Source organism: Enterovirga aerilata, from assembly GCF_013044135.1.
GTDB classification, from domain to species: domain Bacteria; phylum Pseudomonadota; class Alphaproteobacteria; order Rhizobiales; family Beijerinckiaceae; genus Enterovirga; species Enterovirga aerilata.
On record NZ_JABEPP010000003.1, the window covers coordinates 326,994 to 342,484 of the forward strand.

Annotated in this window: 17 protein-coding genes; 12 read left to right on the forward strand and 5 right to left on the reverse strand. The window is 70.2% G+C overall.

All coding sequences use genetic code 11. From position 1 onward, the window contains the following. A complete protein-coding gene (locus HJG44_RS11640) occupies nt 1-1,074 on the reverse strand; it encodes an ATP-dependent DNA ligase (protein WP_246736231.1) in 1,074 nt (357 codons plus the stop codon). Nucleotides 1,075-2,215: 1,141 nt separating this feature from the next. Here HJG44_RS11640 and HJG44_RS11645 point away from each other — a divergent pair. Further along, entirely contained in the window at nt 2,216-4,507 is a 2,292-nt protein-coding gene (locus HJG44_RS11645; protein ID WP_171218534.1) for a sensor histidine kinase, read from the forward strand. Further along, entirely contained in the window at nt 4,504-6,087 is a 1,584-nt protein-coding gene (locus tag HJG44_RS11650; protein ID WP_171218535.1) for an ABC transporter substrate-binding protein, read from the forward strand. Before HJG44_RS11645 ends, HJG44_RS11650 begins: the two co-directional genes overlap by 4 nt. A gap of 7 nt (nt 6,088-6,094) precedes the next feature. On the opposite strand, the gene HJG44_RS11655 is transcribed toward HJG44_RS11650, so the two are convergent. Both HJG44_RS11655 and HJG44_RS11660 read right to left on the reverse strand, forming a co-directional pair. After that, nucleotides 6,095-6,403, reverse strand: coding sequence for a hypothetical protein (locus HJG44_RS11655; protein ID WP_171218536.1), 309 nt, complete (start codon nt 6,401-6,403; stop codon nt 6,095-6,097). Nucleotides 6,404-6,585: 182 nt separating this feature from the next. Next, nucleotides 6,586-7,242, reverse strand: a complete 657-nt coding sequence (locus HJG44_RS11660) for a glutathione S-transferase family protein (RefSeq protein WP_171218537.1) — start codon at nt 7,240-7,242, stop codon at nt 6,586-6,588. Between the two features lie 110 nt (nt 7,243-7,352). Here HJG44_RS11660 and HJG44_RS11665 point away from each other — a divergent pair, with 110 nt between their 5' ends. Both HJG44_RS11665 and HJG44_RS11670 read left to right on the forward strand, forming a co-directional pair. Next, nucleotides 7,353-8,567 carry a polyhydroxyalkanoate depolymerase gene (locus tag HJG44_RS11665; protein ID WP_171218538.1) on the forward strand — a complete coding sequence of 405 codons (1,215 nt, stop codon included), beginning with the start codon at nt 7,353-7,355 and terminating at the stop codon, nt 8,565-8,567. Nucleotides 8,568-8,632: 65 nt separating this feature from the next. Further along, entirely contained in the window at nt 8,633-9,601 is a 969-nt protein-coding gene (locus HJG44_RS11670) for a D-2-hydroxyacid dehydrogenase family protein (protein WP_171218539.1), read from the forward strand. Nucleotides 9,602-9,607: 6 nt separating this feature from the next. Here the strand turns inward: HJG44_RS11670 and HJG44_RS11675 are convergent, their stop codons facing one another. After that, on the reverse strand, nt 9,608-9,973 hold the full coding sequence (locus HJG44_RS11675; RefSeq protein WP_171218540.1) for a hypothetical protein: 366 nt from the start codon (nt 9,971-9,973) through the stop codon (nt 9,608-9,610). A 28-nt stretch (nt 9,974-10,001) separates the two neighbouring features. After that, nucleotides 10,002-10,154, reverse strand: coding sequence for a hypothetical protein (locus tag HJG44_RS11680; RefSeq protein ID WP_171218541.1), 153 nt, complete (start codon nt 10,152-10,154; stop codon nt 10,002-10,004). Between the two features lie 129 nt (nt 10,155-10,283). Here HJG44_RS11680 and HJG44_RS11685 point away from each other — a divergent pair, with 129 nt between their 5' ends. From HJG44_RS11685 to groES, 8 genes are all read left to right on the forward strand, one after another. After that, nucleotides 10,284-10,469 carry a hypothetical protein gene (locus HJG44_RS11685; RefSeq protein WP_171218542.1) on the forward strand — a complete coding sequence of 62 codons (186 nt, stop codon included), beginning with the start codon at nt 10,284-10,286 and terminating at the stop codon, nt 10,467-10,469. A 41-nt stretch (nt 10,470-10,510) separates the two neighbouring features. Continuing rightward, nucleotides 10,511-11,323, forward strand: coding sequence for an LOG family protein (locus HJG44_RS11690; RefSeq protein WP_171218543.1), 813 nt, complete (start codon nt 10,511-10,513; stop codon nt 11,321-11,323). A 128-nt stretch (nt 11,324-11,451) separates the two neighbouring features. Beyond that, complete coding sequence (locus HJG44_RS11695) at nt 11,452-11,658, forward strand: hypothetical protein (RefSeq protein WP_171218544.1); 207 nt, start codon at nt 11,452-11,454, stop codon at nt 11,656-11,658. A 90-nt stretch (nt 11,659-11,748) separates the two neighbouring features. Beyond that, nucleotides 11,749-12,768 carry a KpsF/GutQ family sugar-phosphate isomerase gene (locus HJG44_RS11700; protein WP_171218545.1) on the forward strand — a complete coding sequence of 340 codons (1,020 nt, stop codon included), beginning with the start codon at nt 11,749-11,751 and terminating at the stop codon, nt 12,766-12,768. Nucleotides 12,769-12,844: 76 nt separating this feature from the next. Continuing rightward, nucleotides 12,845-13,714, forward strand: a complete 870-nt coding sequence (locus HJG44_RS24220; RefSeq protein WP_346767147.1) for a DMT family transporter — start codon at nt 12,845-12,847, stop codon at nt 13,712-13,714. Between the two features lie 64 nt (nt 13,715-13,778). Continuing rightward, nucleotides 13,779-14,333 (forward strand): chromate transporter, encoded by a 555-nt coding sequence (locus HJG44_RS11710; RefSeq protein WP_210261065.1) that lies wholly within the window; start codon nt 13,779-13,781, stop codon nt 14,331-14,333. Beyond that, nucleotides 14,330-14,857, forward strand: a complete 528-nt coding sequence (locus HJG44_RS11715) for a chromate transporter (protein ID WP_171218547.1) — start codon at nt 14,330-14,332, stop codon at nt 14,855-14,857. Before HJG44_RS11710 ends, HJG44_RS11715 begins: the two co-directional genes overlap by 4 nt. A gap of 306 nt (nt 14,858-15,163) precedes the next feature. Then, on the forward strand, nt 15,164-15,475 hold the full coding sequence (gene groES, locus HJG44_RS11720; protein ID WP_171218548.1) for a co-chaperone GroES: 312 nt from the start codon (nt 15,164-15,166) through the stop codon (nt 15,473-15,475). The last annotated feature ends 16 nt before the right edge of the window (nt 15,476-15,491 follow it).

A 15,491-nucleotide genomic window follows, 5' to 3' on the forward strand; every position in this document is an offset into this window, starting at 1 on the left:
TCAGCCCTCCGTTACCGCGCCGATGATCGCGCCCGGCCGCGCCTCTTCCTGCATCTGCTCGAGGGTGCATTGCCGCGGCGCCTTGTCAGGGCGCCAGCGCAGGAAGCGGGTGCCGTGGCGGAAGCGGCCGCCGGTCACGTGATCGTAGCGCACTTCCGCGACGAGCTCGGGCCGCAGCGGCTGCCATTCCGTGCTGCGCTCGGTCGCCCACCGGCTCGGCCAGCCGGGGGCATCGCCCGTGAAGCCGGGCGGCTCGATCAGCGCCTCGAGCTTCTTGGTGAGGGCGGGCTTCTCCGCATCGGCTATGCCGGACGTGAAGCCGACATGGTCGAGCCGGCCCTCCTCGTCGTAGAGCCCGAGCAGCAGCGAGCCGACCACCTTGCGCTTCGCCTCGTAGCGGAAGCCGCCGACCACGCAATCGGCCGTGCGCAGGCGCTTGATCTTGAGCATGGCGCGCTCGCCCGCCTCGTAGCGGCCGTCCACGCGCTTGGCGACCACGCCATCCAGCGCGCCGCCGGCCCTGGCGAGCCAGCCCTCCGCCTCCTTCCGGTCGCGGGTGAAGGGCGAGAGCCGCAGCAGCCCCTTGTCGGGGAGCGATGCCCAGAAGCGCTCCAGCGCGTCACGCCGCTCGAATAGGGGCAGGTCCCGCATGTCGCCACCCTCCGGCGCGAGCAGCATGTCGAACAGGATGAGCCGCGCCGGGGTCTCGCGCGCGAGCTTGCGAATGCGGCTCTCGGCCGGATGGAGGCGGAGCTGGAGCGCGTCGAAGTCGAGCGTCTCGCCTTTCGGGATGGCAAGCTCGCCATCGAGCACGAAAGAGGCCGGCGGCAGATCCCCGAGCGCCTGCACCACCTCGGGGAAATAGCGCCCGAGCGGCTTGCCCGACTTCGCCCGGAGCTCGACGGCGTCGCCTGCCTTGAAGGCGAGGCAGCGGAACCCGTCCCATTTCGGCTCGAACTGCCAGCCCTCGCCGTCGGGAAGCTGGTCGACCGATCGCGCCTCCATGGGATGTGTGTCGAGCCCGACCGGCAGGTCGGCGATGGTCGCGGAAGGTCGGGATACAGGCGCACTCATCGCGAGGAGAACGAGATCGCGCATCCGCGGTTCATCTTCCGGCGGGCGACGCTCTCCCGGTCATTCCGGGAGCGGCCGCGGGGGCGGAGCGGGCGAAGCGCGCCTGGATTCCCGTTTCCCTGTGCTCGCCGGCTTCGCCGCCTCGCTCCGGCCGGGATGGCGGCGCGGCTCGCCCCTCATCCCCGGCGCCTGCGCGGCAGGCGGGAAGGGGATCCAGACAACCTACCGCCGCGTGTCCCCCTGGATTCCCTTCCCCTCCGCAGCGCTGACGCGCTGCTCCGGCCGGGAATGACAGTTGCGCGTGTCATCCCCGGCGGCCCGAAGGGCCGGGAAGGGGATCCAGCACATCTCCCACACGGACAACGTCCCTGGATTCCCTTCCCCTTCGCAGCGCTGCCGCGCTGCTCCGGCCGGGAATGACAGTGGAGGCGGTTCGGTGTCATCCCCGGCGGCCCGCAGGGCCGGGAAGGGGATCCAGCACACCTCCCACCGCGGACGACGTCCCTGGATTCCCTTCCCCTCCGGCGGCTACGCTGCCTCCGGCCGGGAATGACAGTGGAGGCGGTCCGGTGTCATCCCCGGCGGCCCGTAGGGCCGGGAAGGGGATCCAGCACACCTCCCACCGCGGACGACGTCCCTGGATTCCCTTCCCCTCCGCGGCGCTGACGCGCCGCTCCGGCCGGGAATGACAGTTGCGCGTGTCATCCCCGGCGCCTGCGCAGCAGGCGGGAAGGGGATCCAGACAACCTCGCCGGTGCGCGGCGCCCCTGGATTCCCTTCCCCTCCGGCGGCTCCGCCGCCTCGGCCGGGAATGACAGTGAGAGCGGGCCGCCGCGCCGCAATTCGGCGCAAGCTCTCCGGCACGACGCACCCGTCGAAGGCCGATGCGGAGGCTTCGACCGCGCCGCCGACGAGATCACCCACGCCGCCCGCCACCTCCTCGCAAACAAGCGCCCGCCGCGGGATCGGGCGGAAGAGCGGCGTCGACGAGGGGGCGTGCGCCGCGCCCGCGACACTGGGGACAATGCACCGCTGCCGTCGGACGCGGCTTTGCCGGGCCGACGAATTGCGACTGAAACAATTGGGTGCGAGCAGCGGTCGGCCTGCTCATGCGCGAGAGTGAAGCCGAAGAACCGAGCCGATGCGGATCCGCTACAAAGTCGCCCTGGTCGGGATCATCCCGATCACGGTCGCGGCCGCGATCGCGCTCATCGCCTGGCTCCTTCTCGACCAGGCGGAACGCGCGCGCGGCGGAGCGGCCCTGGCGGGCGCGGCCTTCCGCGATCTCGTCGAGGTCGTGAACGCCAAGGAGAGCTACATCCGGGGCCAGCCGGCCGAGCGCGAGCGCCAGGCCGTGCGCTTCGACGGCGCCGCGGGCCGCGCCCGCACCCTGCTCGAGGAGCTCGACGGATATTTCGGGACCGAGACCCAGCGCAGCACGGCGGGCGACGTCAGCCAGACGCTGGAGAGCTACGCGCGCGAGATGGGCCAGCTGCGGGCGCTCACGGAGGAGAGCGACCGGAAGGTCGCCGAGCTCAACGCCCGCACGGCATCCCTCGTCATCCTGACCGACCGCGCCCGCACCCGGCAGCATGTCTCGAACACGGACATCATCGCCTCCATCACGGCCGGCGACCGCAGGCTGCGGCAGGCGCGCGACATCGTCAGCGTCGCCCACGACCTGCGTGCGGCCGCGCTCGAGGGCCGCCTCGTCGCGGCCGGGGAGCCGAAGGGGGCGGGCGATACCTCGCTGCTCGCCGAAGCCCGCATCCGCAACGCCGCCGAACGGCTCGCGGAGGCGTTGCGGGCGGCGGGAAATACCCGGGCCGCCGACCAGCTCAGGGAGACCGTGACCGGGGCCGCCGGCCGCGACGGCGCGCGGGAATTCGACGACTGGCTCGACCGCCTCATCAAGGTGAACGCCACGGAGGAGCGGGCGCTGCACGACGAGGTCACGCAGCTCCTGACCTACGCCGTCCAGGCCGCCGAGACCGAGCAGGCGACCCAGAACATCGCCATCGAGATGCTCGAGCTCGAGCGCCTGACCACGAACGCGCTCGCGATCCGGGATGCCGATGCGGTCGCCCGCATGGTGGGCGAGAGCAGGCTGCTGGAGCGCACGATGAGCGTGCTGCCGATCTCGCCCCTGATCCAGACCGAGATGATGGACGCGATGACGCAGTGGCAGGAGCGGCTGTCGGCGACCGGCGAGAGTCTCCGCGAGCAGAACGAGATCCTGTCCCGGATGGCCGCGACCGCCTCCGTCATGACGGCGCGCGCGAGCTCGCTCTACGAGATGCTGGCCTCGAATGCGGACCGGATCGGCCACCTGGTGCGGACGACGCTCGTGATCGGCGCCGCCATCGGCCTGCTGCTCGGATCGCTGACCGCCTATGTGGTCGCGCGCTCGATCACGCGGCCCCTGCGCAACCTGCAGCACCGCATGATCGGCCTGGCCGCCAATCCGGCCGGGAGCCTCATCCCCGAGGCCGACCGCCGCGACGAGCTCGGCGCCATGGCGCGGGCCGCGAACGTGTTCGTGACCGAGCTCAGCCGGCGCGAGCGCGACCTGCGCAGCGCGAAGGAGCGGGCGGATGCGGCGCTTGCCGAGCTGCGCGACGCGCAGCAGAGCCTCATCCAGGCCGAGAAGCTCGCCTCGCTCGGCCAGCTCGTGGCCGGGGTGGCGCACGAGATCAACACGCCCGTCGGCGTCGCGATGACGACCTCGACGGCGCTCGAGAGCGAGGTGGAGGCGCTGCGGCAGAAGCTCGAGACGGGGCGGCTGATGAAGTCCGACATGACCCGCACGGTCGAGCGGCTGTCCGAGGGCGCGCGCCTCACCTTCGTGAACCTCAACCGCGCCGCGGACCTCGTCTACAGCTTCAAGCAGATCGCGGCCGACCAGGCATCCGGCGAGCGCCGCCGCTTCGAGCTGAAGGGCTGGCTGCACGAGCTCCTGACCAGCCTCGGCCCGATGCTGCGCCGGGCCGGGCACGAGATGAGGGTGGAGTGCCCGGACGACATCACGCTCGATTCCTATCCCGGCGCCCTGGTCCAGGTGATCACGAACCTCATCTCGAATGCGCGCGACCACGCCTTCCCGGACGGGCGGACCGGCCATCTCGCCCTCCTCGTGACCCGGCTGCGCGGCGGCTGGGTCAGGATCGAGTTCTCGGACGACGGCGTGGGCATCGCGCCCGAGCACATGCCGAAGGTCTTCGATCCCTTCTACACGACCGGGCGCGACCGCGGCTCGACCGGGCTCGGGCTGCACATCATCTACAATCTCGTGACCGGCACCCTCGGGGGCCGCATCGACATGACGAGCCGGTGCGGCGTCGGCACCCGGGTCCGCATCGAGATCCCGGCCGATCTCGGCTCGGTCGGGGCGGAGGGGGCGAAGCCGGACGGCGTCGCGGAGCACACGACATGAGGATCGCGCCATCGCTCGCCGTCGCAGTCTGCCTCGCGGCGGCCCCCGCCGCGGCCAAGACCCTCGTCTTCTGCTCGGAGGGCGATCCGCGCTCGCTGAACCCGCAGCTCGTGACCGACACCACCGGCATGAATGCCGGCCGGCCGATGTTCGACAGCCTGGTCGAGCTCGAGACCGAGACGCTGAAGCCGGTGCCGGGTCTCGCCGAGAGCTGGGACGTGTCGGAGGACGGGCGCGCCTACACGTTCCGCCTCCGGCGCGGCGTGAAGTTCCATTCCAACGACCGCTTCCGGCCGAGCCGCGACTTCAACGCCGACGACGTCATCTTCTCGCTCGGCCGGCAATGGCGGGAGGACCACCCTTTCCACAAGGTTTCGGGCGGCCATTACGACTATTTCCGCGATGTCGGGATGCCGGATCTGCTGGAGCGCGTCGAAAAGCTCGACGACCACACGCTCCGGATCACGATCCGCCGCCCGGAAGCGACCTTCCTGCCGAGCCTCGGCATGCCCTTCAACGTCATCCTGTCGGCGGAATACGGCGCCCAGCTCGAGCGCGAGGGCCGGAAGGAGCTGATCGACGAGGCGCCGGTCGGGACGGGCCCCTTCGTCTTCGCCGGGTACCAGAAGGACGTCGTGGTCCGGTACCGCGCCTTCGGCGAGTACTGGGGCTGGCGGCAGCCGATCGACACCCTCGTCTTCTCGGTGACGCCGAACGCCGCCGTCCGGCTGACCAAGCTGAAATCGGGCGAGTGCCACGTGATGGCCTACCCGAACCCGGCCGATATCGGCCGGATCGCGGCCGATTCCTCGCTCGTCCTTCTCAGCCAGGAGGGGCTGAACATCGGCTATCTCGGCCTGCATACGGGACGCAGGCCGTTCGACGATCTCCGCGTCCGCCGCGCGCTCAACATGGCGATCGACAAGGCCGCCATCGTCCAGGCGGTCTACGGCGGGGCCGGGCGCGTGGCCACGAACCCGATCCCGCCCATGCTCTGGTCCTACAACGCCGAGATCGCCGACTATCCCTTCGACCCGGAAGGCGCGCGCAGGCTTCTGGCGGAGGCGGGCTACGCGGCGGGCTTCGAGACCGAGCTCTGGTACCTGCCCGTGAGCCGGCCCTACAACCCGAACGGGAAGCGGGTCGCCGAGATGATGCAGGCCGACCTCGCCAAGCTCGGAATCCAGGTCAGGCTGATGACCGCCGACTGGAGCGCCTACCGGACGAAGCTGCTCGCCGGGGAGGCGCCGATGGCGCTCTACGGCTGGACCGGCGATATCGGAGACCCGGACAACTTCCTCGATGTGCTCCTCGGCTGCACCTCGGCGCGGCCGGGGGGGAACAACATCGCGAAATGGTGCGACCGCGGCTACGACGAGCTCGTGACGCGCGCGAAGCGGAGCCTGGACCGCGCCGAGCGGGAGAGACTCTACCGGGAGGCGCAGGTCATCGCCAAGCGCGAGGCGCCCTGGGTGCCGATCGCGCATTCGGTCGTCTATATGGCGGCCCGCAAGGAGGTGTCCGGCTTCCGCATGGACCTTCTCGGCCGGCACCGGTTCGACGGCGTCGACCTGAAGTGAGCGGGGCTCAGCGCCCGCTCGCCGTGATCGTCCGGCTCACCTTGCGGACAGGCGTGCCGTCCGCCGCGGCGAGACATTCGCGGGCAACGTAGGGCCAGGCCTGCCTCGCGCAATCCACGGCCGGCCGGGCCGCGGCCTCCTGCGTGACCACGGCCGGGGGGCTCTCCACCGGCCTGGCCTGCGGCGGGGCGGCATAGGCGGCCGCGGCCGGCGCAGCCGCGGCGGGCGTGCTCTCGCCGGCGCCGATGAGCCCGATCCCGGCCATGGTGGCCGCGAACCCGGCGGCCATTCCGGCCAGCTTCAGCTTGCTTGACATCCCGACCTCCGCGCCGGCCTCGTGGCGGGCCTTCGGCTCTTGCGGCCGCTTCTATGGGCCCGCGGGGTGTCGCGGCGATTGCGCCGGAGCTTGGTTCGTTTCGCGCGCAGCCGCTTCGTTTCAGCTCGCGGAGGACCCGCGAAACATTGCGGCCGAGGATCACATGATCCTGTCGCGGGCGATCAGAACTCCATGTCGAGCTCTTCGATCTCCTCCGGCTCGTTCACCGCCGCCTCGATCCATTCGGCGAGGATCGGCCAGGCCATGACGTGGTCGCGATAGGCGGCACAGTCCGGCGGAAGCTCCACGCCATAGGTTGCGAAGCGCGTGCAGACGGGGGCGTACATCGCGTCCGCAAGCGTCGGCCTGCTGCCGAACAGCCACGGCCCGCCGAAGCGCGCCAGGCATTCGCGCCAGATCGTCGTGATGCGCTCGATGTCGAAGGCCGCGCCGCCCCAGATCTTGAAGTTCTCGTGCCGCGCCTTGAGGTTCATCGGCAGCGACGAGCGCAGGTTGATGAAGCCCCCGTGCATCTCTCCGGAAACCGACCAGCACCAGGCGCGGGCCGCTGGGTCGGCGGGCAGGAGCCCGGCCTCCGGCCTGATCTCGTTGACATAGGTCGCGATCGCCATCGTGTCCCAGACCCGGATGTCGCCGTGTGTCAGCCGGGGCACCAGGAACGAGGGCGACAGGTGCAGGAGCTCCGCCCGGCTCGACGGGTCGTTGCCGGACAGGACCTCCGTCGCGAAATCCAGCCCGGCCATCCGGCAGATCAGGTAGCCGCGCAGCGACCACGAGGAATAGTTCCGGCTCGAGATCGTGAGCTTCGCATCGGCCATCTCGCGTCCCCGCTCAGGAGGTCTTCGGCCCGCCTACAAAACCATCTCGCAGTGCAACAAACAATGGTCTAGCTTCCTCCCCGGAAGATCAGCCGGGGGCAAGGCCGCACGTGCTCTACGAGGCCTACGACATCGGGTCGGACGCCGCGGACAGGCTTCGGACATGGGGCCGCGCGGTGCACCACGCCTGGTCGCCCTGGACCGAGGCCGGCTACCGCGAGCCGGCGACCTGGTTCACGGCGGCCGGCGAGATGATGATGCGGGCCGGGCTGACCCACCGCCGGCCCGGCTACGGCATCGACACGGTCACGGTCGGCAACCGCGACGTGCCCGTCACCGAGGAGCCGGCCCATCGGACGCCGTTCGGCACCCTCACGCATTTCCGCAAGGATCTCGACCAGCCGCAGCCCCGCGTGCTCGTCGTGGCGCCGCTCTCGGGGCATTTCGCGACGCTTCTGCGCCACACCGTCCGGACGCTCCTGGCCGATCACGACGTCTACATCACGGACTGGACGAACGCGCGCGACGTCCCGCTGCCCGAGGGACGCTTCGGCTTCGACGAGTATGTCGATCACCTGGTCGGGTTCGTGGAGTCGATGGGGCCGGGAAGCCACGTGGTCGCCGTATGCCAGCCGGCCGTGCAGGCGCTGGCCGCCGCCGCCCTCATGGCCGAGACGAAGAACCCGGCATCTCCCGCCTCCATCACGCTGATGGCCGGGCCGGTCGATATCAGCGTCAACCCGACCATGGTGAACGAGCTCGCGACGGGGCGCCCCATAGCCTGGTTCGAGCGGAACCTCATCGCGACGGTCCCGGCGCGGTATGCCGGGGCGGGGAGGCGGGTCTATCCCGGCTTCGTGCAGCTCTTCGCCTTCATGTCCATGAACGCCGACAGGCACATGAAGGGGCACCTCGACCTGTTCTGGCACCTCGTTCGCGGCGAGACCGTGAAGGCGCTGCAGATCAAGACCTTCTACGACGAGTATTTCGCCGTGCTCGACCTCGCGGCGGAGTTCTACCTCGAGACCGTCGAGCGGGTTTTCCAGAAGAATCTGCTGGCGCAGAACAAGCTCCCGTATCGCGGGCGCATTCTCGATATGCGGTCGATCCGGCGCACGGCGCTGATGACGGTCGAAGGCGAGCGGGACGACATCTGCTCCGTCGGCCAGACGGTCGCGGCGCACGATCTCTGCTCGGGGCTCAGGCCCTACATGAAGCGGCACCATCTCCAGGCCGGCGTGGGCCATTACGGCGTGTTCTCGGGGCGGAAATGGGAGGGGCAGGTCTACCCGCTTCTGCGCAATTTCATCCAGGCGAACAATTGAGAGGCTGCCGGGCGCCGCTTAGGAGAGGGTGACGGCGGGGCAGGCGCCTGCCGGAGGAAACACCCATGCGCATCGCGGTCCTCGACGACTACCAGGACGCGTTCCGCCGACATCCGAACTTCCAGGCGCTCGCCGCGCACGAGGTGACGGCCTTCACGGACACCGTCAAGGATCCGGACGAGCTTGCCGCCCGGCTCGCGCCGTTCGACGCGATCGTGCTGATCCAGCAGCGCTCGCCGCTCCCGGACGCCGTGATCTCGCGGCTGTCGAACCTGAAATTCATCAGCCAGACCGGCCGCAACACCTACCACCTCGATCTCGCGGCGTGCCGGAGGCAGGGCGTCACGGTCTCGGCCGGCGGAGCGGGGGATCCGAGCGTGACGGCCGAGCTCACCTGGGGCCTCGTGCTCGCCGCCCTCAGGCACATCCCGGAAGAGGTCGGGAACTTGAAGGCCGGCCGCTGGCAGTCCACCCTCGGTACGCGGCTCAGGGGCAAGATCCTCGGCATCTACGGCTTCGGCCGGATCGGCAGCATCGTCGCCGGCTATGGCCGCGCCTTCGGCATGCGCGTGCTCTGCTTCGGGCGCGAGGGCTCGCTCGCGCGCGCCAGGGAGGCGGGCTACGAGGTGCCGTCCAGCCGGGCCGCCTTCTTCTCCGTCTGCGACGTGATCTGCCTGCACGTGCTCCTGACGCCCGAGACGCGGGGCGTCATCACGGCCGCGGATCTCGCCCACATGAAGCCCGACGCGCTTCTGGTGAATACCAGCCGGGCGCCGATCATCGAGGAGGGGGCGCTCGCCGCAGCGCTCCTGGCCGGCCGGCCGGGACGCGCCGCGGTCGACGTCTTCGACGACGAGCCGGTGCTCGGCGCCTCCGATCCGCTGATCGGGATGCCGAACGCGCTCTGCACGCCACATCTTGGCTATGTGGCGCGGGAGACCTACGAGGCGCTGTTCGGCACGGCGATCGACCAGATCCTCGCCTTCGAGACCGGCGCGCCGATCAACCTCGTCGAGCTGCCCGCGCCCCGCTGAGCCCCGTCAGGTCGCCGCGATGCCGACGAGGAGCACCAGCGCGATCGCCGCAGTCAGGCCGAGGAAGAGGTAGCCGGCCTGGCTCGGCGTATCGTGGCTCGTCCCTGAGGGGCGCGAGCCCTTGGCCCAGCGCCGCACGCGCTCGAACTGGCGCGCCAGTTTCACCCGGTGCGGCTCTGGGCTCGTGCCGGCCGCCTCGTCATCGGTGCCGAGAGGCGAGAGGCCCGGATCGTAGGCGCCGACCTTGTCGCCCGTCCGGCCGCTGTCGATGTCGCCCTTGAGCTGGGCGCTCGTCGGATGGGAGCTCTCCGGCGGCGCATCGATGCGCCTGATCGTGTTGGTGGCCGGCATCTCGCCGGGCGGAAAGGACATGGCGGTCTCCTGGCAACTCCTGGCCGGCTCAGCGGGGCTTCTGGTCCGCCGTAGCCGCGCTCTCCGTCGTCGGCGTAGGCTGGCCCTGCTGCGTCATCTGGTAGCCGATCGCGCCGGCGATCACGACGATCGCGGCCAGCCCGGCCAGGAGGTAACTGGCTCGCCTGCTGCGCTCCTGCATCTCGGTTCTCCGTCTCCGAGGGGAACGGCCCGTGCCCCGGACCTGTTCCGATGACGCTGGAACCGGACCCTGCCGGTCCGGTTCCGTCCGGGCGGGCAGACGAGCCCGACGGATCGACGGAGACGCAGCATGGCGGACGAGGATCGGCAGCGGCGACCGGACCCGGACAAGTCTGGGCCGGAGAACAGCGACCCGACCGGGATCGGCCCGCCCCCTCCGGGAGCCGAGACGCAGGTCAAGGAGGGAACCGGCGTCACGCAAGGCACGGATCTCGGAAAGGGGGACCGGAAGGAGGCGGACGGCCCGTCCGGCTGAGCGGCCCTTCAGGCGGGTGCGGCCCGGGTCTATGAGGACGCATGAACCCGCCAGCCCGTCCCAAGCCCGACAACCGGGCCCAGCTCGCCTCCGCGTCCTATCGCCTGCCGATCCTGGATCAGGACTTCCTCCTGGGCGATTCCATGCGCGGGGTCCGGTTCCTGATCGAATATGCCAAGGCCGAGGAGGCGCTGCGCGCCTGGGGCGTGCGTTCCACCGTGGTCGTCTTCGGCGGCGCGAGGGTCCGCGAGGACGGCCCGCCGCTGCAGGCCGGCTGGTACAATGCCGCGCGCACCTTCGGGCGGATCGTCTCGGAACGGGGCGGGGCGCTCGAGCCGGATGGGGGCATGCGCGACAACGTCATCGCGACAGGCGGCGGGCCAGGCATCATGGAGGCGGCGAACCGCGGCGCGCACGACGCGGGCGCACCCTCCATCGGCTTCAACATCACCCTGCCGCACGAGCAGGAGCCGAACGCCTATTCCACCCCGGATCTCACCTTCCGGTTCCACTACTTCGCGATGCGCAAGATGCATCTCGCGATGCGCGCCAACGCGCTCGTCGTGTTCCCGGGCGGGTTCGGGACCTTCGACGAGCTGTTCGAGATCCTGACGCTCAAGCAGACCGGCAAGGCGCCGCCGATCCCCATCATCCTCTATGACGAGGATTACTGGCGCTCGGTGGTGAATTTCGAGCGCCTGGTCGAACTCGGCATGATCGCCAGGCGCGACCTGCACATCTTCACCTTTGCGAACGATCCCGAGGGCGCGTGGCACGCGCTCCGCCGCCGAGAGGTGGAGGTCGACCGGCCCTTCTCCTCCCCCGAGCAGATGGGAAAGGCGCCGACGCTCTGACCGATCCGTAGCAGGCATCCCGTTCGCTCTCGGGACTGCTGCGCCGAGACATGCCGCTGCCCGGTCCTTGCAGAGCGGTCGTCGAGAGGGCCGCCTGGGCGGCCGGGGCGTCGCAAAGCGGGACAGTCATGGTGCAGATCGAGCCACGAAGCGTCGCAACCGTGCCGAAGCTGCACGGCCGCCTCGAGGATGGACATCGGTGGCGCGACTTCCTGGGGTGGCTGGCAGAGCGGGGCGCGATCGCACTGGTCGTGGCGGGCCTCGCTGCGACTCTCGCCTGGGTTGCCGCTCTCGGCTGGTCTGTCCTGGCCCTGGTGCGCTGGGCGATCGGCTGAGATCAGCGCTATCGCAACTTCCGCGCGAGACTTGCTTAGGCCATAAGGCTGGGGTCTAAGGCCTGCTCACATCAGAGCGCCGGACCTTCCATGCTCGTCTCAGAGAACAAGGCCGCCCAAGCGGCTGCGGCGAATGACGATGCCGATTCGCGCGCCCGCTCGGCCGGGCTGCGCACCCTGCAGCTCGAGATCGCAGGCCTGCACTCGCTCGCGGACGCCCTCGTCGGCGATCTCGGGGCGAGCTTCGATGCCGCGGTCGCCCTGATCCGCCGGACGAGCGGGCGCCTGATCGTCTCCGGGATCGGCAAGAGCGGCCATATCGGCCGCAAGATCGCGGCAACGCTCGCCTCGACCGGCACCCCGGCCTATTTCGTCCATGCGACGGAGGCGAGCCACGGCGATCTCGGCATGATCACGTCGGACGACGTGATCCTCGCCCTGTCCTGGTCGGGCGAGACGGCGGAGCTCGGAGACCTCATCGAGTATTCGCGACGCTTCTCGGTGGGTCTCATCGCGGTGACCTCCCGTCCGGGCAGCACGCTCGGGCAGGCGGCCGACATCATCCTGGCGCTGCCGCGGGTGAAGGAGGCCTGCCCGCACGATCTCGCGCCCACGACCTCGAGCCTGATGCAGCTCGCGATCGGGGATGCGCTCGCGATGGCCCTTCTCGACAGCCGCGGCTTCACGGCGAGCGATTTCGAGGTTTTCCACCCGGGGGGCACCCTCGCCGCGAGGCTCAAGAGCGTCGACCAGATCATGCATGGCGGGGACGAGATGCCGCTCGTGCCGCGCGGCACCGGCATGTCGGACGTGCTCCTGGTGATCGCGGGCAAGCGGTTCGGTTGCGTCGGCGTGATCGGCCGCGACGGGGAACTCGTCGGCATCGTCACCGACGGCGATCTGCGTCGCCACATGAGCGACGTGCTGCTGACGCAGAATGTCGAGGCCGTGATGACGCCGGACCCGATCACCGTCGGGCCGAAGTTCCTGGCGAGCGCGGCGCTCGAGATGATGAACCGCATGCGGATCACCACGATTTTCGTCGTGGAGGGCCGCCGGCCGATCGGGATCCTGCATCTCCACGACCTGCTCCGCGCCGGCGTCGCATAGAGCCGCGCTTCCGGGCGGCGCCATCGGTGCAGCGCCCCTTCATCCCACAACAGCCAGGTTCCCCGGGGGAGGGGACGTGAGCCGCCCGATACTCGAATGCCTCGCCGGCATCGCGCTGCTTTCGATCATGGACGCGCTGATCAAGGGGCTGGTCGCGACGCTGCCGGTCGTCGAGGTCGCGTTCCTGCGCTACGTCGTCGGCTCCTGCGTGATGGCCGCGATCGCCGCGATCCAGCAACCCGGCTGGCCGCGCCCGGACACGGTCAGGGCCAATGCACTCCGAGCGGTCCTCGTGGTCGTGACGGCGACCTGCTTCTTCTACGGGCTCGGCGTGCTGCCGCTCGCGGAGGCGCTCATCCTGTCCTTCGTCTCCCCGCTCTTCACGGCGCTGCTTGCCGTGCTGCTGCTCGGCGAGCGGCTCAGCGCGCGCATCCTCCTGGCCATCGCGGCGGGGTTCGGCGGGGTCCTCGTGATCGTGCTGGGCAGCCAGGGGGCCTGGGGGGAGGGCGCTTCGGGGGCGACGCGAGCGCATTCCCTATGGGGCGTCGCGGCCGTGCTCGTCTCGGCACTGACCTATTCGGCATCCAACGTGCTGCTTCGGGCTCGCGCGCAGCGCGATCCCGTCATCCTGATCGTCCTCATCCAGAACGTCGCTCCGGCACTCATGCTGGCGGTCCCGGCCTGGCTGTTCTGGCGCATGCCGAACGCCGGAGAGGCGGCGCGGCTGGCGCTCGTCGGCGCCCTTGGGGTCGCAGGTCATCTCTGTCTGGCGCGCGCCTATGCGGGCGCGGAGGCGATCCGGCTCGCGCCGCTCGACTACACGGCGCTCGTCTGGGCGGTGCTGATCGGGTTCTTCGCCTTCGCCGAGGTGCCGACCCTCTGGGCCGTGACGGGAGCCGTCCTGATCCTCGCCGGCGCCTTCGCCGGGTCCCGGCGCCGCGCCTGAAACGCTGTCCTGCCGGTTCGTGCTGCGCTAGACCGCCCGCATGAGCAGTCCCGCCGCGCCCCCGATGCCCAGCGCACGCGAGGCTGCCGGGCCGAGCCTCTCCGAGCTGTTCCTCGGCTGCGCCCGCATCTCGGCCTTCGCGTTCGGCGGTGTCCTTCCCTGGGCGCGCTACGTGATGGTCGAGCGCTATCGCTGGCTCACGCCGGACGAGTTCACGGACACGCTGGCGCTGGCGCAGCTCCTGCCCGGGCCGAACATCGTCAACATGTCGGTCGCGATCGGGGCGCGGTTCCACGGCATCGCGGGTGCGCTCGCGGCCGTGCTCGGCATCATCGGGCTCCCGGTCGCGGTCGTGCTCGTGCTGGCGGCCTTCTATTCCGGCTTCGCCGACGTGCCCGTCGTCCAGGGAGCCCTCGCCGGCATGGCCGCCGCGGCCGCCGGCCTCATCCTCGGCATGGCGGGAAAGATGGCCGCACCCATCCTCCAGCGGCGCTTCTGGCCGGCGGCGCCGTTCATCGCGCTCACCTTCGTGGCGGTGGCGCTGTTGCGGCTGCCGCTCTGGCCCGTTCTCGTCGTCCTCGCCCCGCTTTCGATCGCGGCGCATTGGAGGCTGAGGTGAGCGCGGCCGCTCTCGCGACGCTCGCCTGGCGCTTCTTCGTCATCGCCTTCCTGGCGATCGGCGGCGTCAACGCCGCCGTCCCGGAGATCCACCGGCAGGTCGTGGAAGTGGAGCGCTGGATGACGAACGGCGAGTTCGCCGCGCTGTTTGCGATCGCCAATGCGGCGCCGGGCCCGAACATGCTGCTCGTCACGCTGGTCGGCTGGCACGTCGCGGGCGTCGTCGGCGCGCTCCTCGCCACCGTGGCGCTCGTCGGACCGACCAGCATCCTGGTCTATGTCGTGTTCCACCTCTGGGACCGCTTCCGCGACGCGCTCTGGCGCCGCCCGGTCCAGAACGGGCTCTCGGCCGTCACGGTCGGGCTCATCGCGGCCTCCGCCTTCCTGCTCGCCCGGGCGGCGGATACCGGCTGGGTCAGCATGGCGGTTGCCGGCGGCACGGCGCTCGTCTCGTATCTCACCCGCCTGAACCCGCTCTGGTTCTTCGGCGCCGCCGCCGTGGTCGGGGCGGCCGGATTGGTGTGATCCCAGCCGACATCAGAGTACGTGGTTAACGTGCTGAGTCGGCACGAGAAAGCGATCTCGGGAGATGGCTCCGCTGGTTCTTCGGGCCCAATCTCGGGCTCCGAGCCGGTTGCGCTTCCCCGGGATCGGCCCCACAAGCCCGCTGAGAGGAAAGTTCCGCGCTCGGCGCGAAAATGTCCGCAACCCGCCTTGACGGGAGATCGGCCCCGGCCTATCTCCCCGTCAGCCTTGGCACTCCCGGATTGAGAGTGCTAAATCAAGGCCCAAGGCGGCTCCGCCGCACCAATCGACATCGTGAGGTCTCGCATGAACTTCCGGCCGCTGCACGACCGCGTCGTCGTTCGTCGCATCGAAAGCGAAGAGAAGACGAAGGGCGGCATCATCATCCCCGATACCGCCAAGGAGAAGCCGCAGGAGGGCGAGGTCATCGCCGTCGGCCCCGGCGCCCGCGACGAGAACGGCAAGGTCCAGCCGCTCGACGTCAAGGCCGGCGATCGCGTGCTCTTCGGCAAGTGGTCCGGTACCGAGGTGAAGATCGATGGCCAGGAACTCCTCATCATGAAGGAGTCCGACATCATGGGCATCATCGAGGGCTCCAGGCTCGCGAAGGCCGCGTAAGCGCCGACGCTCCCCT